The organism is Steroidobacter sp. (assembly GCF_036402275.1).
Classification (GTDB): Bacteria; Pseudomonadota; Gammaproteobacteria; order Steroidobacterales; family Steroidobacteraceae; genus Steroidobacter.
Window position 1 is genome coordinate 64,556 of the sequence record NZ_DASWTF010000018.1, and the last position, 20,741, is coordinate 85,296.

Genomic DNA, 20,741 nt, shown 5'->3' on the forward strand with positions numbered 1-20,741 from the left:
CCCAAGTGCGCACCAAGTGACCTTGAGCCACCTGCGCTAGAATGGGGCCGATCAGGAGACCCACATGTCAGCCCATCCCAAGACCGCTTCCTCGGCCCCCGAGCTCGATCCCGTCGATCTGTACAACGTCCGCAGCATGCTCAGCGACGAGGAGCGGCTGGTGCAGGACTCGGTCGCGAAATTCGTCGACGAACAGGTCATTCCCATCATCGGCGACTGCTTCGAGCACGAGCGCTTCCCGCGCGAGCTGGTCACAGGCGTGGCCGAGCTGGGCCTGCTGGGCAGCTCGATCCATGGTTACGGCTGCGCCGGGTTGAATGCCGTGTCATACGGTCTGATCTGCCAGGAACTGGAGCGCGGCGACTCGGGCCTGCGCAGCTTCGTGTCCGTGCAGTCCAGCCTGTGCATGTATCCAATCTATGCGTTCGGCAGCGAGGAACAGAAACAGCGCTGGCTGCCGAGCATGGCCAAGGGCGAAACCATCGCCTGCTTCGGCCTTACCGAGCCGCACGGCGGTTCGGATCCGGCGAACATGAAGACGCACGCGAAGCGTCAGGGCAAGAACTGGGTGCTGAACGGCGCCAAGATGTGGATCACCAACGGCTCGATCGCGGACGTGGCCATCGTTTGGGCCCGCACCGACGAGGGCATTCGCGGCTTCCTCGTCGAAAAGGATTTCAAGGGCTTCACCTCGGCCACCATCAAACACAAGATGAGCTTGCGTGCGTCGGTGACCGGCAGCCTGTTCTTCGACAACGTGGTGGTGCCGGAAGAAAACATGCTGCCCGGCGTGGTCGGCTTGAAAGGCCCGCTGTCGTGCCTGACTCAAGCGCGCTATGGCATTTGCTGGGGCGTGACGGGCGCGGCGCAGGCGTGTTTGAAGGACGTAATCGATTATTCCAAGACCCGCGTGCTGTTCGGCAAGCCCATCGCCGCCACACAGTCGATCCAGATTCGGTTGGCCGAGATGGCGCGAAAGATCACTACTTCGCAGCTGCTCTCACTGCAGCTCGGCCGCCTGAAAGATCAAGGCATCATGCAGCCCACGCAAGTCTCCGTCGCAAAGTGGCACAACGCTCGCGCGGCTATCGAAGTGGCTCGCGACGCGCGTGACATTCTCGGCGGCGCTGGCATCAGCGTTGAGTACTCGCCGATTCGTCACGCCCTCAATCTTGAAAGCGTGATCACTTACGAAGGCACGGAGACGGTTCATCAGTTGACCGTCGGTCGCGCGCTGACGGGCATCAGCGCGTTCTAACTTTCGCGTTGAATTGATTTGCCGCCGGACCCGAGCCGCCTCGGTGGCTCGCGGCGCCGGCAGCGACCTACCTCCTCCCGGCACCGCGCACCCGCCTCCGCCACGCTTTCGCGTGTCGGCCTGCTCGTACGTCCATGTAGCTGCTGCTCCGACCAACTTCCCTGTTGGATCGAAGCTGCCGTGAGGAGGTAGGTCACTCCCGACGCCGCAGGAAACATCGACTGGCCTTGCCAAACCAGAAAGAATTCCATTCCCAGCGAACGCTCTCCGAATTCTTACCTCCCAAACGCAGCTAACGTTTCGGCGTCGTCGGGAGGGGGATGTGTTCTCCCGGCAATTGGGATCAACATGGTGCGTTGACCCAATAGCGCTACATGGACGTACAAGCAGGCGACACGCGACAGCGTGGCGAGGCGGGTGCAGCGGTGCCGGGAGGACACATCCCCCTCCCGGCGACGCGAGCCACCGCCGCATGTCTTCAAACTCAAAGGTCGACGCTGAAACCGGCGGCAGGCTGAAACATCTCATCCTCCTCCACCGCATGCGCAATCCGAGCGCGGGGCGGCGACACTCGTTCCTCCAATCTAGTCGAGGCGTCCCAGCAGAGGATCAGCGCGACCAGCGACAGCCAGGCCCAAACCGTTTCGCGGCGCTGGCGATCGCGCGCCAAGGTGCGGAAGCTGGGGGCGCGGTCCTGCATCCAGTGACGGGACGGCTCGGACGCGGGTTGCGGCTGAGCGCCGGCGCGGACGCGAGGGGTGGCAGGAATCGGTCGCTCGATCATGGCGGTTCTCCAACGCCGGTTGAGCTCGGCGTGGTGCTATTACCGCTCTGAAGCCCGGACACATCCCCGCTGCCGGAAGGCGCAGCGCGGGCAGATTGTGATTAATTATGGCCATGCGGCCCCGGCGCGGGCTCGGCGGTACACTGTGCCCGTCTCACCGCACAGCTGGCGCCATGAAAAAAGTCATTGCCATCGTCGAAGATGAACCCGCCATCCGGGACAACTACGCGGCCGCGTTTCAGCGGCACGGTTATTCCGTTCGCACCTACGGCACTCGCAAGGAAGCCATCGAGGCATTCCGCGCCCGCCTGCCTGACCTGGCCGTCATCGACGTCGGCCTGCGCGAAGAACCGGAAGGCGGCTTCGAGCTCTGTCGCGAGCTGCGCTCCATGTCGGCGGAGCTGCCGATCATCTTTCTCACCGCTCGTGATAGCGAACTGGACGCTGTGTCCGGCCTCCGCCTCGGCGCAGACGACTATCTGACCAAAGACCTCTCGCTCACTCACCTGATCGCGCGCGTCACCGCCCTGTTTCGTCGCATCGACGCGCTCACTCAGCCGTCGAATCGCGATCAAGTGATATCGCGAGGCCCGCTGATGATCGACGCCGCACGGCTGCACGCAACCTGGCAGGATCAACCGCTCGGCCTGACACTGACCGAGTTCTGGATCGTGCACGCGCTGGCGAAGAATCCCGGCCACGTGAAGAACCGGCAACAGCTGATGGACGCCGCCAACGTCGTGCTCGACGACAACACCATCACCTCCCACATCAAACGCATCCGTCGCAAGTTCCAGGCGGTCGACTCGACGTTCGACAACATCGAGACCATGTACGGCATGGGCTATCGCTGGAAGGAAGCCTGACCGCCGCCACTCACGCGATTCCACGGATGTCTCTTCGCACCAAGCTGCTGTTGCTCAGCCTGCTGACGCTGATCCTGCCGTGGGCCGGCTGGAAATATGCGCAGCAGATGGAGAACACGTTGCGCAGCGGCCAGGAAGCCGCGCTTCTCACCACGGCTGACGTGCTCGGCCGCGTGGTCGCAAGCGAGCCCGAGCTGCTTTATCGCGTCGGCGAAGTGCGCGAGAAGTTCGATCCAGCCCACGGCGATTTGTTTGCACCGCTGTTTCCAGCGCAACCACTGGTCGACGGGTTCGCAGACGAATGGCCGCAGCCCTCGCGGCCAGTGCCCGGCTTCGAGGACACTCGGCCAGACGAGCCGTTGCTGCGGCTCGGTGTGCACGGACGTTCCCTGCACATGTATGCGGAAATCAAAACACCGCGGCGCGCTTACGAGCTTCCTTCCGACAGCGACGCCGCGCCCGAGAGCGGCTCGGATCGATTGATCATTCTCACGCGCGATGAGTTCGCTCGCGAGCGCGCCTGGTCGGTCAGCGCGTTGGCGCCAGGCCCCATCATCGTGCGGCCTTGTGACATCGGCTCACCCTGGCGCCCGCACGCCGAGGTCATGCCGCCGTACGTCAATGGCGTCTGGCGAGAGACCGCCACCGGCTACGCCGTCGAGCTGCGCGGCCCCATGAATCTGTTCGGCACGCAGATCGCGGTGTATGCGCTGAACAAGGACAACGTGCGAATTTCGGGCACGAACGGTCTCGCCTGGGTGCACACCGGTTCGGAAGCATTGAAACAACGACTGGAGCAATACGCGCCTGAAGGCGTGCGCGTTTCCGTCGTCGATGTGAATGGCTGGCTGCTTGCGCGAGCGGGCGCAGTCACCGCCAATGCTTCGTCGGATTATCCTGGCCTGCAGCGTGACGAGTACGGTTTCATGCGCTCGATCTACCGCGGCTTGTTCCCCAGCAGCTCAGTACCTCCGCAACCGACTGGGCTGCCGTATGGCATGTGGGGGGCGCCTGTGGATGAAGCGCGCAAGGGAACGAATGCAGCGATCTGGTTCGATCAACTCGGCGGCGAGCCGTCGCTGGTCCGCGCGGCAGTGCCGGTGCGCTACGGCGACGAGTTGCTGGGCGCGCTGGTGGTCGAACAACCCGGCGAGCAACTCGTGCTTGTGCGCGAGCTTGCGCTCACTCGCCTGATCAACCTCACACTCGTGGCAACTCTCTTTGCGATCGCGATCATGCTGGTGTTCGCGGCCCGACTGTCACATCGCATTCGCCGCTTGAGCCGCGCCGCGAGCACGGCCCTGACCGCTGAAGGTCGCATCGAACACAGCATCCCGGGCACTCAAGCCAAGGACGAGCTTGGCGCGCTCGCGCGCAGTTACGACACGCTGCTCGGTCGCGTGAAGGAATACACCATCTATTTGCAAACGCTCGGCACGAAGCTCTCGCATGAGTTGCGCACGCCCCTGACCATCGTCAGCTCGTCGCTGGACAATCTCGTCTCGGAAGAAACATTGCCGCCGAGCGCACAGAGCTACGTCGATCGGGCGCGCAGCGGCACCAATCGCATGCACGCGATTCTCACGGCGTTGAGCGAGGCGACGCGCGTCGAACAGAGCATCGAGCACACCGACCGCGTGCGCTTCGACCTGAGCGAGCTGGTCCGCAACATGGGCCAGGCGTATCGCCAGACGTTTGCGAGACATCGCATCGAGACCAGCCTGCCGAACGAGGCCTGCATGATCGACGGCTCGCCCGATCTGATCGCGCAGTTGCTCGACAAGCTGATGGACAATGCAGCTGATTTCACCCCGCCCGACGGCCGTATCGCCCTGGCGCTGGACGTGGGACCGCGCGACTACACACTCAGCGTCAGCAACGAAGGTCCGCCGCTCCCGCCGCAGCTGAACGGCCGGCTGTTCGAGTCGCTGGTGAGCAGTCGCGGCAGTTCGGACGGGAAACCCCATCTCGGGCTCGGCCTGTATATCGTCCGGTTGATTGCTGACTTCCATGGCAGTCGCGTCACCGCAACGAACCTGCCCGACGATGCCGGCGTGGTCATCACCCTGGAGATTCCAAGGACTTAGCCAGGTGAACAAGATGAATGCTGCATCACGACGTGGCGTGCCGTCGATATTTCTTACAACTATTGGTGCGCCTGCGCTGAAATAGTAGTTGCGCTAGCGCGACGATTAGGACTAAGTTCCTGTTCCAGAACGCACCGCAAGCCGGTCGGCATGTGGCTTGCTTCGAGTAGGTCCAGGCGAGGCTCCGATTGAGCCGCGCATGAGGCAGAGAAGCGGGGATGGCACCGCGAGGGGAGTGGGATCGAATCACAAGCGACAGGGACGCGCAGCCTTCCGTCCTGGCAATGCCAGGCGAGGCGAGAGCTAGAAGGGTTGAGCGACAACAGCGACGTTTCCAGATTTAGCCGGCGCCACCAAACAACGCGAAGAAATCGTCGACTCGGAAACGAAAAGCCCCGCAAGATGCGGGGCTTTTTTTTGGGTCGTAGCAGCCAGTTTATTTCTGTTTCCAGGCGCCGCTCTTGTCCTGGTAGTACCAGCCCGCGGCCGCTTTGCTCGACCAGCGCTCGGCGAAGGTGGTGCGAATATCCATTTCCCATTCCGGATGGCCGTTGGCGTTGGCGATCTCTCGATACAAATTGGCGCGATCGGCATTCTCGTCCGCGACCAGTTTGCGCACCGAATTGCGCTCGGGCAGCGGCACCAGATTCTGATCGCGGATCTCGACCAAGCCGTCGCTCGTCAGGCCCACCGCGCCGGAGTCGTAGTATTTCTTCAAGCGCGCATGGCGCTCTTCCATGGACTGCGTGAGCTGACGAACTGCCGGAGTCGATACGTTCAGATCGGCTTGCGCGGCCTCGGCCGTCGGCACGAGCAGGTTCAACACTGAGTGCGCGGCCGCGAGCAGCACGTCCCCCGAACGCTCCGGCAGCGCCGAACGCTTGTCGTCGTTTTTGGCCGGCGGCGCGCCCTCGCCGCCCCAGATGTCGTCGATGATCTTGTCGGCGGCCTTCTCTGCGGCGGCGGCCGGGAAATAAACATTGATGGTGACGCACGCCGCCACCACCAAGCACGAGGCGAGGCACAGCAGCGAGCCGAATCTGTAAGCAGCGGAACGCATCATGAAGCTCCTTGGGACCGAGGCGCGATTACAGTCGGTGGCTCGAGACCCGTCAATCCGAGTTATCGTGCGGGACACTTACCGTACGACCGGCCCTCCCGACTCCGTGACGGCCAGCAACTGCTGCACCAGGCGAGGCCAGTCGACGCGCCGCGAGCTGCCGATGACATCGATGCGCGGCAGCCCCTTGCCTTTCACCAGGTAGTAATTGCCATTCTGCGCGGGACCCACGCCGTCCATCACGCACACTTCGTTCTGCAATCGGCACGAAATGCCCAGCCGGTCATAGTTGAAGTCGTCGAAGAAGCGCATGACGCCGCCCGACAACGCCGCGGTCACACCCGCACCGCCGCCGCCAATACTGCCGATGTTCTCTACCGCGCGCTGACTGATGCGATGACGCGAACGATCGTCCGCAGGCGTGTAAAGCCGCGCGTCGAATGCGACCGGCGTCCAGTTGAACAGTTGCAGTCCATTGATCGCACCCGACAACCGGCCCGTTATGCGCCCGAACGAGAACGCGCTGGTCATGGGCTCGAGATCCAGACTGTCGAGTGCGATGCTCGAGTAGAAGCGCGGCCATTGACCGAAGGGCTGCTCCAGACGCAGATCGCTGATCGTTACGTCGCCATCGAACACTTGAGCGCGCAGCGTCGTTCCAAGCGTGACCACGCCCTCGCGCATGCGCAGCTTGGAAATCACGCCGCCAACCGTGCCACCGAATTCAGGCCAGCCGAACGCCTTGCACAGTTGCTGAACGCTGATGGGCTGCAATGTCGCGTCCACCAGGAACGCGACCGAAGGCAAGCCCGCGTTGCGCACCCGGAATGTCTCCAGATCTATAGCGCCATCGAGTACCGGGATGCGCGCGGGCTCCATCAGCCGGAACTGTCGCCCCTGCGTGCTGAAATCGAGCTCGCTCGGACCGAGCGCGAGGCCTAACAGCGACCCGCCCTGCCATTTCAGCTGTGACTGTTGTACCTGCATGTTCCGCGCGGGCGGAGCATCGTCATCATCGCCACCTGCTTGCGACGGCTCGTCGAGCCAATGCCAGTCACCGTTCAAAGCCGACAGATTCAGATTCCCTACGCCATCGTCGACAGTGACATCGTCGAATCGCAGATCGATGCGCTGAGGCTGGCCTTCCGCGATCGACATCGTGCCGCCGAGGCTGCCCGCCGTTTGCAGCGATTTGAAATTCGTGTCGATGAGCAGCGGCTGCAAATAACTCTCGTAAGCGCCGGGAAACTTCAACGCCGTGAGGTCGAGCTCCAGGTCACGCACTGGCTGCTCTTGATCCAGTTGCAGACGGCCGCGTCCCGACGCTCGAGCGACATCGGCGTGATCGAGCACGAACCGATCCAAGGTGACCGATTTGCCATCGACGAGCTTGCCCTGCGCTCGCAGCGAGATTGCATGCACGCCCAAGTCGACAAAAATCGGCTGAGCGAAGGCTTGCCCTTGCGACGATTGGACGGCCACGTCGAACTGCCATTGCCTCGCCAGGCTTCGTAACTCGGCTTGCACTTGCAGCGACAGCTTGTCGCTCGCGAGGCTGCCACTCTCGTTGTTCGCGGTCAGATCGACTATCGCGCCTTCTACTTTCGCCGCGCTGATGTTTGTTTCGACGCCGCGCGCGGTGACAGTAAGATCAGCCAGTCCGGTGGCGCTCACCGCCGGCAGCGGCGCTTTGAAACTCATCGCCAGCTTCATCAATGCATCGATGGGAACACGTTGCAGACGAACCTGAGCATTCCAACCCGAGTCGCGCAGTGCTCCCTGAATGGCGACTCTTCCCTCACCGACGCGCAAGCCCTGAAAGGCTACGTTCAGCGAGCCGTCCGCTCGACCATAAATCAGCCTTGCCTCGAGCGACTGCTTCCCGAGCGACGCCAACTCCGCAACGACGCGAGCCTTCGAGCAAGCAATGACATCGGCCCGCAACTCGAGCGCCGGACAATCGATACGAACATCGCTGAATGTTTGTGACAACGCGGGGACATGCAGCCGACCGATTCGAGCGCGCGCGAGCGCGTTGTCTTTCGGTAACCCCATCTCCACCGACACATCGCTCGCACTCCAGCCTTCACCAGCGACGTGCTCGATATGTAACGTGGCATCGTCCACTGCACGCACGGCTGTTGCGAGCACGACGCCGCCGGCGATCATCGCCGTCGCAGCGAGATAGCGCGTGCGAATGCTCCGGATCGATTGTGATTGTTGTAAGCGAGATACGCTCGGCATCGGCGCGATCATGACGAGCGCCATGCGCGCCGCCAAGCACCCGTTCGACCGGATCGCCTCACAAGCAAATTGACAACGTTGTCACGTGCGTGGGATTCTTTCGGCCCAGAATAGCGAGGACACGGGGGCAAACAATGATCGACGCACGCGCACGCGCCGAGCTTCGCGGCGCCATAGTGGCAACGCTGCTGACAGTGGCTCTGTCGGGCTGCTCTAAAAAAGAGGAGACCACCGGCGAAACTCAGCCGAGCCGCATTACCACTGCTTCCAACGTGCATCCCGAAATCTGGCCGCAAGTATCTCTGCCGGCATTGGATGACACCGCGATCGAACCGCGGCTGAATGAGTTGTTGAGCTCCCTCAGCGTGGAAGAAAAAGTCGGCCAGATCATTCAAGCCGACGTGGGCAGCGTGACCGCGGAAGACGTGCGTCGCTATCGACTCGGATCGGTGCTCAACGGCGGCAACTCCGCACCCGGCGGCGACGACCTCGCGCCCGCTCGTGTCTGGTTGGCCGCGGCGGATGCGTTCTACGAAGCATCGATGGACACCAGCGACGGCAAGCATGCGATTCCGATCATGTGGGGCGTCGACGCGGTTCATGGCCACAACAACATCATCGGCGCCACGTTGTTCCCGCATAACGTCGCACTCGGCGCGACTCGCAATGCGGACCTGATGCGCAAGATCGGCGTGATCACGGCGACCGAGTTGCGCGTCACCGGTCAGGAATGGACGTTCGCTCCGACCATCGCCGTCGCTCAAGATGTGCGCTGGGGTCGGGCTTACGAGTCGTACTCCGAGAATCCGACGCTCGTTCGCGAGTACGCGCACGCCATCGTGCTCGGCTTGCAAGGCGATCCGGGCAAACCAGACTTCTTGCGTGGCAATCACGTGATCGCCACCGCCAAACATTTCCTCGCCGACGGTGGAACGTTCGAAGGTCGCGATCAAGGCGATGCTCGCATCACAGAAGAGCAGCTGCGGGATTTGCACGCGCCCGGCTATGTCGCTGCGATCAGCGCCGGCGTACAAGTGGTGATGGCGTCGTTCTCGAGCTGGCAGGGCAAGAAGATTCATGGTCACCACGGTCTGCTGACCGATGTGCTGAAGACTCGCATGGGTTTCGACGGCTTCGTGGTCGGCGACTGGAATGCGCACGGCCAGGTCGAAGGTTGCAGCAACGTCAGCTGCCCGGCCGCCATCAATGCCGGCCTGGATATGTTCATGGCGCCCGACAGCTGGAAGCCGCTCTATGACAACACGCTGGCGCAGGTTCGTTCCGGCGAGATTCCCATGGCGCGACTCGACGACGCCGTTCGCCGCATTCTCCGCGTGAAACTCCGCGCGGGTTTATTCGAAGCAGGTAAACCGTCCAACCGCGTGCCGGGCGGCAAATTCGAGCTGCTGGGCTCGCCCGAACATCGCGCGGTCGCAAGACAAGCGGTGCGTGAATCGTTGGTGCTGCTCAAGAACGCCAACAAGGTGCTGCCGCTGAAGCCCAACATGAAGGTGCTGGTGGCCGGCGACGGCGCGGACAACCTGCCGAAGCAAAACGGCGGCTGGACCCTCACCTGGCAGGGCACCGGCATCACCAACAAACATTTCCCCAAGGCCGAATCGATCTTCGCAGGCATTCGCTCGGCGGTGAACGCTGGCGGCGGCTCGGCCACGCTGAGCGTGGATGGCAAATACACGCGCAAGCCCGATGTGGCCGTCGTCGTGTTCGGTGAGGATCCTTACGCGGAATTTCAGGGCGACATCTCGACTCTGGAGTACAAGCCCGGTAACAAATCCGATCTGGAGTTGCTGAAGAAGCTGCGCGCGGATCAGATCCCTGTCGTCGCCGTGTTCCTGTCGGGCCGTCCGCTATGGACCAACCCAGAGCTGAATGCGTCGGACGCGTTCGTGGCCGCGTGGCTGCCCGGCTCCGAAGGCGGCGGCATCGCCGACGTCTTATTCACCAAACGTGACGGATCGGTGAACCATGACTTCAAGGGCAAGCTGCCCTTCGCCTGGCCGCGCACGCCGCTGAAATTCAACAGCGAAGGCGCGCCGGAAGCGCCGCTGTTCGATAACGGGTTCGGTCTGACCTATCAGGACACCGCCGATCTGCCGCAGCTGTCCGAAGCTGTGCCGGCTGCGCCCGCGGGGCAGACGTCCACGCACAGCTATTTCGCCGCAGGCCGGCCAAGCAATGGCTGGCAGCTCGCCATCGGTGCTGGCGACGCCGCGCGCACGGCCTTGCCGGGAGCAGTCGGCAACTCGGCTGGCGACGTGCTCAAGGTCAGCGCCGTGGACCGCGCGGCCCAGGAGGATGCCCGATTGGCGCAGTGGTCCGGCTCCGGGCCGGCCACGCTGGCGCTGCAAGGAGATGCGCCCATCGACCTGCAACGCGAGGCCAACGGCCAGCTGTCGGTGACGTTCGATTACCGGATCGACGCGCCGCCGACCGCCAAAGTCACGCTCGGCATTGAATGCGGACCGGGTTGTCGTGGAGACTTGCCAATCGAAGCGCAGCTGAAACAGGCGCCGGCGGGCGAATGGCGCCAGTTGAAAATGCCGCTGCACTGTTTCCAGAGCAAGGGGGCCGACCTGCGCAACGTCACCGCGCCGTTCCTGCTGACCACCGCCGGCAAGCTCGAGTTGGGCATCGCCAACGTGCGGTTGGAGTCGGGCTTGAACGACGCCACGGGCTGTCAATGATGGGCCGTCGACGATGGGCTGGCGATCGATTATTTGAAAATGGGTTACCCAGTTAAGTGTCCGCAATGACCAAAGCACCGCCCCGACGGGCGAAGATTCAAGACGTGGCCGAAGCAGCCGGCGTCGCCATCAAAACCGTATCGCGGGTATTGAACAACGAGCCCAACGTGCGCGAGGAAACCCGTCAGCGGGTGCTCGCCATCGTCAAGAAACTCAACTACCACCCAAGCCTGTCGGCGCGCAGCCTGGCCGGCCGGCGCTCCTTTCTGATCGGCCTGATCTACGAAAACCCCAGCGCCAACTACATCGTGGACGTGCAGCACGGCGCGATGGCCCGCTGTCGTGAGGATCGGTTCCAGCTGCTGATGCATCAGGTCACCGGGCGCGGCGAGGAAATGGAACGCGACGTGCTCGGCCTGGTCGACCAGACGCACCTGGACGGTCTGATCGTGACCGCGCCGTTGAGCGAATCGCCCGATCTGATGCGCGCGCTGGACCGCCGTGCCCTCCCCTTTGTGCGCGTGGCGCCGAATGACGTTGCACATCAAACGCCGTATGTGGACATGGACGACGCCGGCGCGGCGCGCGAGATGACTGAATATTTGATCGGCCTCGGTCATCGGCGCATCGGTTTCATCATCGGCCATCCGGATCACTTCGCCAGCGGACAGCGACTGGTCGGTTACAAGGCCGCACTGGCCGCGCACGGCATCGAGTATCAGGACCGCCTGGTGCGCCAGGGATTCTTCGTATTCGAATCGGGCATGGAGGCCGCCAAGGATTTGCTCTCGCAAGCGAATGCGCCGACCGCGATCTTCGCGAGCAACGACGACATGGCGGCCGGCGTGCTGATGGCCGCGCACGAGCTGGGCATCAACGTTCCTGAACGGCTGTCGGTGGCTGGATTCGACGACACATATATCGCGAAAACCGTCTGGCCGCGGCTGACCACCGTGCATCAGCCCACCTATGACCTGGCTTACACCGCCACCAACCTACTCTTGCAAATGCTACAAACAGGAATCGCGCCACAGTCCATGCGGTTGGGGTATCGTCTGGTGTGCCGCGCCTCGACGGCCGTCGTTCCCAAATGAAGGATGACCCGGCTCGCTGCGTTTCTTTCTGCCGTTCGTTCACGAATCCTCTTGCTGATGCTGCTGGCGGCGCTCGGCGCCGCCGGCTGCACCAACTTTTTCTACGACCGTCTCGATACGCTGGCGGCGTGGTACATCCAGGACCTGGTCTCGCTGGATGACGATCAACGCAGCGATCTGCGCTCCTGGCTGGAGAGCACGCTGCAATGGCATCGCAGCTCGGAGCTGACTCGCTACGCAAAGTTTCTGCGCAATCTCTCCGACTCCGCGGCGCAGCCCGGCAACCCCGCCACATATAAAAATGTCGAATCGCAGATCGAGGAGTTCGGCGCGCGGTTGGTTGAGCAGGCCGCACCCGACGCCGCGCGCCTGTTGATGAGACTGACGCCCGAGCAGCTCACCGAATTCGAAACGAATCTCGCGGAAAAGTCCCGCGAACGTAATGAGGAAAATCTCAAAGCGCTGGCCGATGGCAAATGGCACGAGAAGCGCGCCAGGGACATCGAGAAGCAACTGAAGCGCTGGACCGGTTCGGTCACCAAGGAGCAGCAACAGCTGATCGCCGAACAGAGCAAGCGTTTCGACTCCACCACCGCGGATTGGCTGGAGAGTCAGGGTCGCTGGCGCCAGGCGATGTTCGGCGCGCTGAAGGAACGCTTCGCCGCAGGCAAGTCGCCCGCCGCGGTCGAGGAGCGTATTCTCGCGCTGTTGCGTGCGCCGGACAGTCAGTGGACTCGCGCCTTCCAGACCAAGGCCACTCAGAATCGTCAGCAATCGTTAGCGGTGCTGGCGGCGCTCGACGCCTCGCTGACGCCGGCCCAACGGAGCCATTTGCAACGCGAGCTCACGCAGCTGGCGCAACGGCTCGAGCAGATGACCCAGACCTGATTGCTATTCAAATAAGGAGCTCTCATGAGCCGTGCCCTGTTGCTGGCCATCTCGGTCTCCCTGCTGACCGTCGCGGGCTGCAAAAAAGCGCCGCCTGAACAACCGGCCGCGGAGCAGTCGACGCCGGCCGCGGCCGCGCCGGCGCCAGGACTTTCCGCCGAGGAAAGAACAGCGATTCACGACGCCATCGGCAACATCGATCGACTGCCTGGCGACATGGACGAAGACTCGTGGCGCAAGCCGAGCGAGGTCCTGACGTTCCTCGAAGTGAAGCCCGGCATGAAAGTGGTCGATTATTTGTCGGCCGGCGGTTATTACACCGAGCTGTTATCGCGCATCGTCGGCAGCAACGGTCAGGTCATCGCTTATAACAATCCCGAGTACCTGAAGTTCTCGGGCGAGAAGCCGAAGCAGCGTTACGGAAACGATCGGCTGCCGAACGTCGCGCAACTCACCACGCCGCCCGAAGAAGCGCCGTTCGAACCGAACAGCCTCGATGCCGCATTGTTCGTGATGTCGTATCACGACCTGCACTGGAAGGCTAAAGACGGCTCGTGGCCGAACACGGATCCCGCTCAAGCCCTGGCGAAACTGGTTCCCGCGCTGAAGCCTGGGGCAACGGTGGTGGTGTTGGATCATGCGGCCGTCGCGGGCGCGGATCCGGCAGTGAGCGTCGACGCGCTTCATCGCATCGATCCCGCCATCATCAAACGCGACTTCGAAGCCGCCGGCCTTCAGTTCGATACGGAGAGCAAAGCCTTCGCCAACGCCGAGGACGATCACACCAAGCCGGTGTTCGACCCAGCCATACGTCACAAGACGGATCAAGTGATGTATCGATTCAAGAAGCCGGCGTGAGACATGAGTAGGTGACCCTCCCTGCGGGAGGGTCGTTTATTACAGCAAACTCTGTTCTCCGTCGTACGTCCGCAGAGACTTGAACGAGCTGCGCTCATCCGTCCGCCGCACGCTTGAAAGCTTGCGCAAGCTCCTGTTGCTTGCGCGGCGGGACTGGATCGTAATGACTCAGCTCCATCGTGTACGCGCCTTCGCCGCCGGTCAGCGACTTGATGCGCGATTGATAGTCGTTGATCTCGGCTAATGGCACCAGCGCACTGATCCGGGTGCGTTGGTTTGCCAACGACTGGCTGCCGCTCACGCGGCCGCGACGAGTCGCTAGATCGCCAGTGATGTCGCCGGTGGCCGCGCTCGGTGATGTCACTTCAATACGTACCAGCGGCTCGAGAACAATGGGCGCGGCCTCTTCGACCGCGTTCAGAAACGCGCGGCGGCCGGCGGCGATGAACGCGACTTCTTTCGAATCCACCGGGTGATGTTTGCCGTCGTAAACGATAACGCGGATGTCCTGTAACGGAAAGCCCGCCACCGCGCCTTCGGTCAACGCCTGGCGAATTCCCTTCTCCACAGCGGGGATGTATTGCGAAGGAATCACGCCGCCGACCACTTCGTCGACGAATTCGAAACCCTCGCCACGCGCCAGCGGCTCCACTCGCAAATAAACTTCGCCGAACTGCCCCGCGCCGCCGGTTTGTTTCTTGTGACGATGATGTCCTTCGGCCGGTCGCGTGATGGTCTCGCGATAGGGAATGCCGGGTGTCTTGGTCTTGCAGCCGACCCCGTAGCGCTCCTTCATGCGATCCAGCATCACGCGCAGATGCAGATCGCCCATGCCATACAGCACCGTCTCGTTGAGACTGGCCTGATGCTCGATGCGAACGCCGGGATCCTCGGCCACCAGCTTATGCAGCGCGTCCGAGAGTTTTTGTTCCTCGCCGCGCCGCTCGGGCTCGATGGCGACGCCGGCCATGGCGGGCGGCAAAGTAATGGACTTCAAGTGATAGTGATCTTCGTCGTGCGAATCGTGCAGCACGGCGTCGAAGTGCATCTCGTCCACTTTGGGCACGGCGCAGATGTCGCCGGGAATGGCGGCCGGCACCTCGTAATGATCCTTGCCTTGCAGACGATACAAATGCGCGACCTTGAACGGCTTGCGCGCATCGCCGATGAACAACTGCGCGCCCGATCGCACCGTGCCCTGATGAACGCGGAAGATTCCGAGCCGACCCACGAACGGATCGATGTTCACTTTGAACACATGCGCGATCACGTGCAGATTCGGATCTGGCTTCACCGGGACGCGCACGGCCTGCGCGCCTTCGCCGCGTAGAAAGGGCGGCGGATTGCCCTCCATAGGATTCGGCATGAGTCGCGCGAAGATATTCAGCAACTCTTTGACGCCGGTCCCGGTCTCGGCCGAGGTGAAACACACCGGCACCAGATGCCCTTCGCGCAACGCGCGCTCAAAAGGGTCGTGCAGTTGCTCCGGGGTCAGCTCCTGACCCTGTTCCAGATACACCGCCATCAGGTCCTCGTCGACCTCGACTACCTGATCGATGATTTCGGTATGGGCAGTCTCAACCGAGGAAAAGTCAGGCCGCGCCACGGCGTCCGGCCCGGGATCGAAAAAACAGTCGACCACCGTCTTGCCGCCCTCGGCCGGCAGGTTCAGCGGCAGGCACTCGCGCCCGAACATTTCGCGTAATTGCGACAGTACGGCTTCGGGCTGCGCGTCCTTGGCGTCGATCTTGTTGATGATGACCAGCCGGCACAGCTCGCGATCCCGCGCGAAATCCATCATCCGCTGCGTGACCGGCTCGATCCCGTTCACGGCGCTGATCACGACCGCCGCCGTTTCCACCGCCTCCAGCGCCGTCAGCGCGCGCCCGGCGAAATCCGGGTAGCCCGGCGTGTCGAACAGTTGGACGTGACAGTCTCCCACGGGAAAATGCACCAGCGCCGCGTCGAGGGAGTGGCGTAACTGCTTTTCCTGTGGGTCGAAGTCACAAACGGTGGTGCCGCGCTCCAGGCTGCCGCGGCTGCGGATGGCGCCGGCTTCCAGCAGCAGGCTTTCGGTCAGCAGGGTTTTGCCGGCCCCCGCCTGCCCGACCAGCGCGATGTTGCGAATGTCCGAGGTCGAATGGGCCCCTGGAATCGACATGGGCTGCACCTCCACTGGAGATTCACGCTCAGCATACTCCTCAACCGCCCATTAAGAAGCGCCAGACCTATTGGAGCCGTCGCGCCCTACGCTTAACCTACACACCTTGAACTAACTACTCATTCACGCTTCCTCATGAGCAAGCGCGCCCTGATCGTCGACGATTCGCGTTCCGCGCGCGTCATTTTGAGCCGCATGCTGGAAGGCTACGGTCTGGAGGTGGACTCGTCCGAGTCGGCGGAGCAGGCGCTGGAGTTCCTGCGCCAGGCCCGTCCGGACGTGATCTTCATGGACCACCTGATGCCGGGCATGGACGGCTTCCAGGCCATTCAGGCCATCAAGGGCAACCCCGACACCGCGACCATTCCCGTGATCATGTACACCTCGCAGGAAGGCGAGCTGTATGTCAGTCAGGCTCGCGCGCTCGGCGCCGTCGGCGTCCTGCCGAAGACTGTGAAGCATGCCGATGTGTCCAGGGTGTTGTATCAATTGCGATTGTTGCCGGAGCGTCGCGAGCCGACGACGCGCCCACCGGTGCAGGTCGCGCAACACGAAGGCTCGGCGGCCGTGCAGATCGAACCGGCCCGCCCGTCCAGCGGCGAGGTCGAGACCGCGATTCGCAACGCGATTGCGCCGCTGCTCAAGGAGCACAGCTCCGAAATGCGCCGCTTCGTGCTGGCCAGCCTCGAAGGGTTCGCCCGTCGCATCAGCTCCGAAGGCAAACCGCCAACTGCGCCGGTCGCCTCGGAGCCCGTGGCCAGCACCGACCACCCGTTGCCGGTGGAGACGCAGACCATCATGGTGCGCCAGAACCGCTGGCCTTTGGCTGCCGGTGTCGGCGCGCTCGCGCTGATCCCCGCCCTGGTGCTGGCGCTGTTCTATACGAAAGAGCTCGAGACCACGAAGGCGCTGCGCGGCGCCGTCACTACCTTGCAAGCAACGATCGACGGGCAGCAGGCGCAGCTCACCACGTTGCAACAGAGCCTTCAGTCGGGCCAGGTCGCCACCGTCGCCGCTGCGCCGAAAGCTGACAACGTCACTTCGGAAGTCGTCCCGTATGGGGAAGCGCCTTTGTCCGGCGCGCGCCTGGAGCGACTGCGCGAAATGCTCGGACAACTGCGTTCCAACGGTTTCCGCGGCAAGGTGAAGGTGGCCACTTTCGTGGGCGAGTTCTGCCTCACGGGCAACGGCATCGAAGGCTATTCGATGGCCACCGACGATCTGCCCGTGAACCGTTGCGACCTGGTCGGCAATCCTTTCGAGGACAGCCTGCCCACGGCCCAGCGTCAGTCGCTGGCCTTCGCCAATCTGCTGTCGTCACTGCGTCAGGATGGCGGCTTGACGGTGGAGGTTGCGCACGAAGGCCGTCGCCCGAGCGTGGCCTACCCGACAGCGGATCAACGCGCGCGCGTAACCGCAGGCGAATGGAACCGCATCGCCGCCCAAAACAATCGGGTGGAATTCGCCACTGAGCCGGCCGGCTCATGAAGCGCCCTCGTCACGGAAGTCGCTCTTAGAGGGTTTCAATGTCCCCGCCCTGGTTGCTTTATGGTGCCAACGGATACACGGGCGAGCTGATCGCGCGTGAGGCGGTCGCGCGCGGCATGCGGCCGGTGCTCGCCGGTCGTTCCAAACAAAAAATCGCCAGGCTCGCCGCCGAGTTGAATTGTCCCAGCGCGGTGTTCGATCTCGACGATCACACCGCGTTGGTATCGACGCTCACCCAAGTCGCGGCTGTCCTGCATTGCGCGGGACCGTTCTCACAAACCGCGGCGTCGATGATGCAAGGTTGCCTCGCGACGCACGTTCACTATCTCGATATCACGGGCGAGATCGACGTGTTCGAGCTCGCGGCCAGCGTGCATGGCAAGGCAGAGCGTTCCGGCATCGTGCTGTGCCCCGGCGTCGGCTTCGACGTCGTGCCGACCGACTGCGTCGCCGCCCGCCTCAAGGAAGTGATGCCGGACGCCACTCATCTGGCGTTGGGCTTCGACAGTCGCGCCGGTTTGAGCAAAGGCACCGCCAAGACCGCGATCGAATCGGCGGGCAAAGGCTCGTGTGTTCGCATCGATGGTCGCCTGGTTACCGAGCGCCTCGGCTCCCGGACGCGGCGCATCGACTTCGGCGCAGGCGAGAAACTCGGCGTCAGCATCCCGTGGGGCGATGTCAGCACCGCGTATTACACGACCGGGATCCGGAGTATCGAGGTGTACACGGCGTCGTCACAAAAATCCGTCGACAGCATGCGCCGCGCGAATCTGCTCCGCCCGCTGCTGCGGCAACGCTGGATTCGCGAGCTCGTGAAGTTCAACGCTCAGCGGAGCATCACGCCGCCGGACAAAACACAGCGGGACAACAACCCCACTTACGTGTGGGGCGAGGCACGGAACGCCGCGGGGGAAGTGAAAACTGCAAGACTGCGCACCGCCAACGGTTACTCGTTGACCGTACACTCCGCGCTGGGAATTCTCGGTGAGGTGCTGGGCCGCGCTTGCAACCCTGGCTTCACCACCCCAAGCTTCCTGGTGGGCGCCGACTTCGTCAGCTCCCTGCCAGGCTCGTCCACGATCCGTATCGAATCATGATTGACTCCGCTGCCGCGCTAGATTCCGCTGACATTGCCACGTTTGCTCCCTCGGGCTGGCTCGCCAACGCTCATTTTCAATCCATCGTGCCCAGCCTGAGCCTGCGCCGTCCGTTCGTCGCACGCCGCGCGAAACAGATGCTGGCCGTGGCGGATACTCAGATCGTGGATTGTGGCGATGGCGTGCGGCTGCTCGGTCACTATTCCAGTCAGGCAGCTGCGGGCCGGCCGCCAGCGCGCGATCTTGCAATTTTGTTACACGGCTGGGAGGGCAGCTCCGACTCGGTGTACGTGCTGTCGCTGGGCAGCCATCTGTTCGACCTCGGCTGCGACATTTTCCGCCTCAACTTTCGCGATCATGGTCCGAGCCATCATCTGAACGAGGACATTTTCCATTCGTGCCGCCTCGACGAAGTCATCGGCGCGGTTCGTAGCATCCAGCGCTCGTTGCCTGACAAGCGGATTACCGTCGCGGGCTTCTCGCTCGGCGGCAACTTCGCGCTGCGCGTCGCCGCCAAGGGGCCGCGAGTCGGTATCGAGCTGGAGCGCGCCGTGGCTGTCTGCCCGGTGCTCCGGCCTCACAGCACCATGGAAGTGCTGGAGACCGGCTGGTTCATCTACCAGCAATATTTCATCAACAAATGGAAGCGCTCGCTGCGCCGGAAACAGCAGTGCTTTCCCAAGCTGCACGATTTCAAAGAGATCCTGGCGCAGACCACCATTCGCAGCATGACCGAGATGCTGGTGAGCAAGTACAGCGAGTTCACCAACCTCGATGCTTACTTGAACGGTTACGCCATCACCGGCGACGCGCTCGCGCACCTGACCGTGCCGAGCCACATCCTGATTTCGTTGGACGATCCCATCATCCCGGCGCACGATCTGCAAAACCTGGCTCGCTCGCCCAACCTGCACGTGACCAGCATTCCCAAGGGCGGTCACTGCGGCTTCATGGATACCTTCAACGGCGCCAGCTGGGCGGACCGGCAGATCGCGAACATCATGTTCAAGCAGCGTTCCGACCTTCCGCAAAGCGCCGCCGCCTGATCTCAGCTGGCGCGAGCGCTTCTGAACTCGCGCAGCACTTTGCGAAACGACGTGGTGCCGACCAGGCGCGCGCCACGCGTGGCGAGTTGAGCCGCGGCTTCGCGAGAAGTCACATTGTGAATCGCCCAACGCCACGGCCCACGCCACAACTGCGCGTTGGTTTCCGTCAGCAGTTCGTGGTCGCACAGTAAGTAATCTGGAACCAGCGCTTCGCTCTTCAGCGCCGACAGGTTGGAATATTCGGACAGGATCCAGCCGACTCGACATGACGAGAGCTGCCGCACTTGATGAACGGCAGTGAGATCGCGTGACACCAGCACGCACTGGCGCACGACGGGTTTCAGCACCTCACAGATCTTTCGGACGACCACCTCGGCGCCGAACACTCGCAGGCTGGCGCGTTTGATTTCGACAAAGGCCGTGACGGCCGGATGTGTGCCCAGGAGGCTAGCCGCCTGCGCCAGCATGGGCACGCCGATGTCGGAATATTTGTCACCGAACCGTTCAGGCTCGGTGACCGCGATTTCGACCAGCTCGCGCCAGGTCATTTCCAATGCGTTACGATTCAGCCCCGCCATGCGCTTCAGGTTGGCGTCGTTCAGCAGCACCGGACGACGATCGGCCGTGAGCTGAACGTCGAACTGCAGGTGGCGGGCGCCGAGCTCCAGCGCCGAACGCAGCGCCGGCAACGTATTCTCCGGATAGTCCTCCGAATTGCCGCGTTGAGCGATCAAGTCCGGCAAGGGTGAGAACAGTCTGCTGGCGCTCATCCGGGAGTGCGGCTCAGGTGACTGGAACGATGGGGGTGCTATGTTTACCACAGCACGCGTTGGAGTCGGCATTCAGCGGATCCTCATTGACCCATCAAGCGTGCCATTCTTGTTCGGGCTCCAAACGGCTGCAGCCTGCGAAAGGCACGACGATCGTGGCGCATTCATATAAGTCACTCCGCATGAACGGACCACGGATAACGCGGGTTACCTCGACGCTACTGCTGCTGGCGCTGCTGCAGGCTTGTGGCGGTGGGGGCGGTTCCGGGGGTCAGAACGGAGGAGGCGACCCACCGCCTACGAACCCGCCGCCCACCAACCCGCCGCCGAATCCG

The 20,741-nt window shown here is 62.9% G+C and carries 15 protein-coding genes; 10 read left to right on the forward strand and 5 right to left on the reverse strand.

Features of this window, described 5'->3' with window-relative positions; translation table 11 throughout:
* Positions 1-64: 64 nt before the first annotated feature.
* Positions 65-1,258: an acyl-CoA dehydrogenase family protein gene (locus VGD45_RS10030; protein WP_349263246.1), complete on the forward strand. Its 1,194-nt coding sequence runs from the start codon at positions 65-67 to the stop codon at positions 1,256-1,258.
* 484 nt (positions 1,259-1,742) lie between these two features.
* Here the strand turns inward: VGD45_RS10030 and VGD45_RS10035 are convergent, their stop codons facing one another.
* Positions 1,743-2,042, reverse strand: coding sequence for a hypothetical protein (locus VGD45_RS10035; protein WP_331155152.1), 300 nt, complete (start codon positions 2,040-2,042; stop codon positions 1,743-1,745).
* Between the two features lie 173 nt (positions 2,043-2,215).
* Here VGD45_RS10035 and pdsR point away from each other — a divergent pair, with 173 nt between their 5' ends.
* A complete protein-coding gene (gene pdsR / locus VGD45_RS10040) occupies positions 2,216-2,908 on the forward strand; it encodes a proteobacterial dedicated sortase system response regulator (protein ID WP_331155153.1) in 693 nt (230 codons plus the stop codon).
* A gap of 26 nt (positions 2,909-2,934) precedes the next feature.
* The gene (locus VGD45_RS10045) at positions 2,935-4,995 is read left to right on the forward strand and encodes an ATP-binding protein (RefSeq protein ID WP_331155154.1); all 2,061 of its coding nucleotides are present in this window, start codon (positions 2,935-2,937) and stop codon (positions 4,993-4,995) included.
* Positions 4,996-5,431: 436 nt separating this feature from the next.
* On the opposite strand, the gene VGD45_RS10050 is transcribed toward VGD45_RS10045, so the two are convergent.
* Both VGD45_RS10050 and VGD45_RS10055 read right to left on the reverse strand, forming a co-directional pair.
* Positions 5,432-6,055, reverse strand: a complete 624-nt coding sequence (locus VGD45_RS10050) for a YdbL family protein (protein WP_414717571.1) — start codon at positions 6,053-6,055, stop codon at positions 5,432-5,434.
* Positions 6,056-6,133: 78 nt separating this feature from the next.
* Positions 6,134-8,323: a hypothetical protein gene (locus VGD45_RS10055; RefSeq protein WP_331155156.1), complete on the reverse strand. Its 2,190-nt coding sequence runs from the start codon at positions 8,321-8,323 to the stop codon at positions 6,134-6,136.
* Between the two features lie 110 nt (positions 8,324-8,433).
* On the opposite strand from VGD45_RS10055, the gene VGD45_RS10060 reads away from it, so the two are divergent.
* From VGD45_RS10060 to VGD45_RS10075, 4 genes are all read left to right on the forward strand, one after another.
* Complete coding sequence (locus VGD45_RS10060) at positions 8,434-11,004, forward strand: exo 1,3/1,4-beta-D-glucan glucohydrolase (protein WP_331155157.1); 2,571 nt, start codon at positions 8,434-8,436, stop codon at positions 11,002-11,004.
* Between the two features lie 65 nt (positions 11,005-11,069).
* A complete protein-coding gene (locus VGD45_RS10065; RefSeq protein WP_331155158.1) occupies positions 11,070-12,098 on the forward strand; it encodes a LacI family DNA-binding transcriptional regulator in 1,029 nt (342 codons plus the stop codon).
* Between the two features lie 57 nt (positions 12,099-12,155).
* Complete coding sequence (locus tag VGD45_RS10070) at positions 12,156-12,986, forward strand: DUF6279 family lipoprotein (protein ID WP_331155228.1); 831 nt, start codon at positions 12,156-12,158, stop codon at positions 12,984-12,986.
* A gap of 24 nt (positions 12,987-13,010) precedes the next feature.
* Entirely contained in the window at positions 13,011-13,844 is an 834-nt protein-coding gene (locus VGD45_RS10075) for a hypothetical protein (RefSeq protein WP_331155159.1), read from the forward strand.
* A 94-nt stretch (positions 13,845-13,938) separates the two neighbouring features.
* On the opposite strand, the gene fusA is transcribed toward VGD45_RS10075, so the two are convergent.
* Positions 13,939-16,005 carry an elongation factor G gene (gene fusA, locus VGD45_RS10080; protein ID WP_331155160.1) on the reverse strand — a complete coding sequence of 689 codons (2,067 nt, stop codon included), beginning with the start codon at positions 16,003-16,005 and terminating at the stop codon, positions 13,939-13,941.
* Positions 16,006-16,140: 135 nt separating this feature from the next.
* Here fusA and VGD45_RS10085 point away from each other — a divergent pair, with 135 nt between their 5' ends.
* From VGD45_RS10085 to VGD45_RS10095, 3 genes are read left to right on the forward strand one after another with little or no spacing between them, the layout of a single operon-like run.
* The gene (locus tag VGD45_RS10085; protein ID WP_331155161.1) at positions 16,141-17,493 is read left to right on the forward strand and encodes a response regulator; all 1,353 of its coding nucleotides are present in this window, start codon (positions 16,141-16,143) and stop codon (positions 17,491-17,493) included.
* Between the two features lie 38 nt (positions 17,494-17,531).
* Positions 17,532-18,590 (forward strand): saccharopine dehydrogenase family protein, encoded by a 1,059-nt coding sequence (locus tag VGD45_RS10090; protein ID WP_331155162.1) that lies wholly within the window; start codon positions 17,532-17,534, stop codon positions 18,588-18,590.
* Positions 18,587-19,636, forward strand: a complete 1,050-nt coding sequence (locus VGD45_RS10095; RefSeq protein ID WP_331155163.1) for a YheT family hydrolase — start codon at positions 18,587-18,589, stop codon at positions 19,634-19,636. Before VGD45_RS10090 ends, VGD45_RS10095 begins: the two co-directional genes overlap by 4 nt.
* A gap of 2 nt (positions 19,637-19,638) precedes the next feature.
* Here the strand turns inward: VGD45_RS10095 and VGD45_RS10100 are convergent, their stop codons facing one another.
* Positions 19,639-20,406: a glycerophosphodiester phosphodiesterase family protein gene (locus VGD45_RS10100; RefSeq protein WP_331155164.1), complete on the reverse strand. Its 768-nt coding sequence runs from the start codon at positions 20,404-20,406 to the stop codon at positions 19,639-19,641.
* Positions 20,407-20,741: the final 335 nt, after the last annotated feature.

Excerpts from the sequence above, each read along its gene's own strand:
- VGD45_RS10030 (WP_349263246.1), top strand. The coding sequence starts at position 65 with ATGTCAGCCCATCCCAAGACCGCTTCCTCGGCCCCCGAGCTCGATCCC.
- VGD45_RS10035 (WP_331155152.1), bottom strand. The coding sequence starts at position 2,042 with ATGATCGAGCGACCGATTCCTGCCACCCCTCGCGTCCGCGCCGGCGCT.
- pdsR (WP_331155153.1), top strand. The coding sequence starts at position 2,216 with ATGAAAAAAGTCATTGCCATCGTCGAAGATGAACCCGCCATCCGGGAC.
- VGD45_RS10045 (WP_331155154.1), top strand. The coding sequence starts at position 2,935 with ATGTCTCTTCGCACCAAGCTGCTGTTGCTCAGCCTGCTGACGCTGATC.
- VGD45_RS10050 (WP_414717571.1), bottom strand. The coding sequence starts at position 6,055 with ATGCGTTCCGCTGCTTACAGATTCGGCTCGCTGCTGTGCCTCGCCTCG.
- VGD45_RS10055 (WP_331155156.1), bottom strand. The coding sequence starts at position 8,323 with ATGGCGCTCGTCATGATCGCGCCGATGCCGAGCGTATCTCGCTTACAA.
- VGD45_RS10060 (WP_331155157.1), top strand. The coding sequence starts at position 8,434 with ATGATCGACGCACGCGCACGCGCCGAGCTTCGCGGCGCCATAGTGGCA.
- VGD45_RS10065 (WP_331155158.1), top strand. The coding sequence starts at position 11,070 with ATGACCAAAGCACCGCCCCGACGGGCGAAGATTCAAGACGTGGCCGAA.
- VGD45_RS10070 (WP_331155228.1), top strand. The coding sequence starts at position 12,156 with ATGCTGCTGGCGGCGCTCGGCGCCGCCGGCTGCACCAACTTTTTCTAC.
- VGD45_RS10075 (WP_331155159.1), top strand. The coding sequence starts at position 13,011 with ATGAGCCGTGCCCTGTTGCTGGCCATCTCGGTCTCCCTGCTGACCGTC.
- fusA (WP_331155160.1), bottom strand. The coding sequence starts at position 16,005 with ATGTCGATTCCAGGGGCCCATTCGACCTCGGACATTCGCAACATCGCG.
- VGD45_RS10085 (WP_331155161.1), top strand. The coding sequence starts at position 16,141 with ATGAGCAAGCGCGCCCTGATCGTCGACGATTCGCGTTCCGCGCGCGTC.
- VGD45_RS10090 (WP_331155162.1), top strand. The coding sequence starts at position 17,532 with ATGTCCCCGCCCTGGTTGCTTTATGGTGCCAACGGATACACGGGCGAG.
- VGD45_RS10095 (WP_331155163.1), top strand. The coding sequence starts at position 18,587 with ATGATTGACTCCGCTGCCGCGCTAGATTCCGCTGACATTGCCACGTTT.
- VGD45_RS10100 (WP_331155164.1), bottom strand. The coding sequence starts at position 20,406 with ATGAGCGCCAGCAGACTGTTCTCACCCTTGCCGGACTTGATCGCTCAA.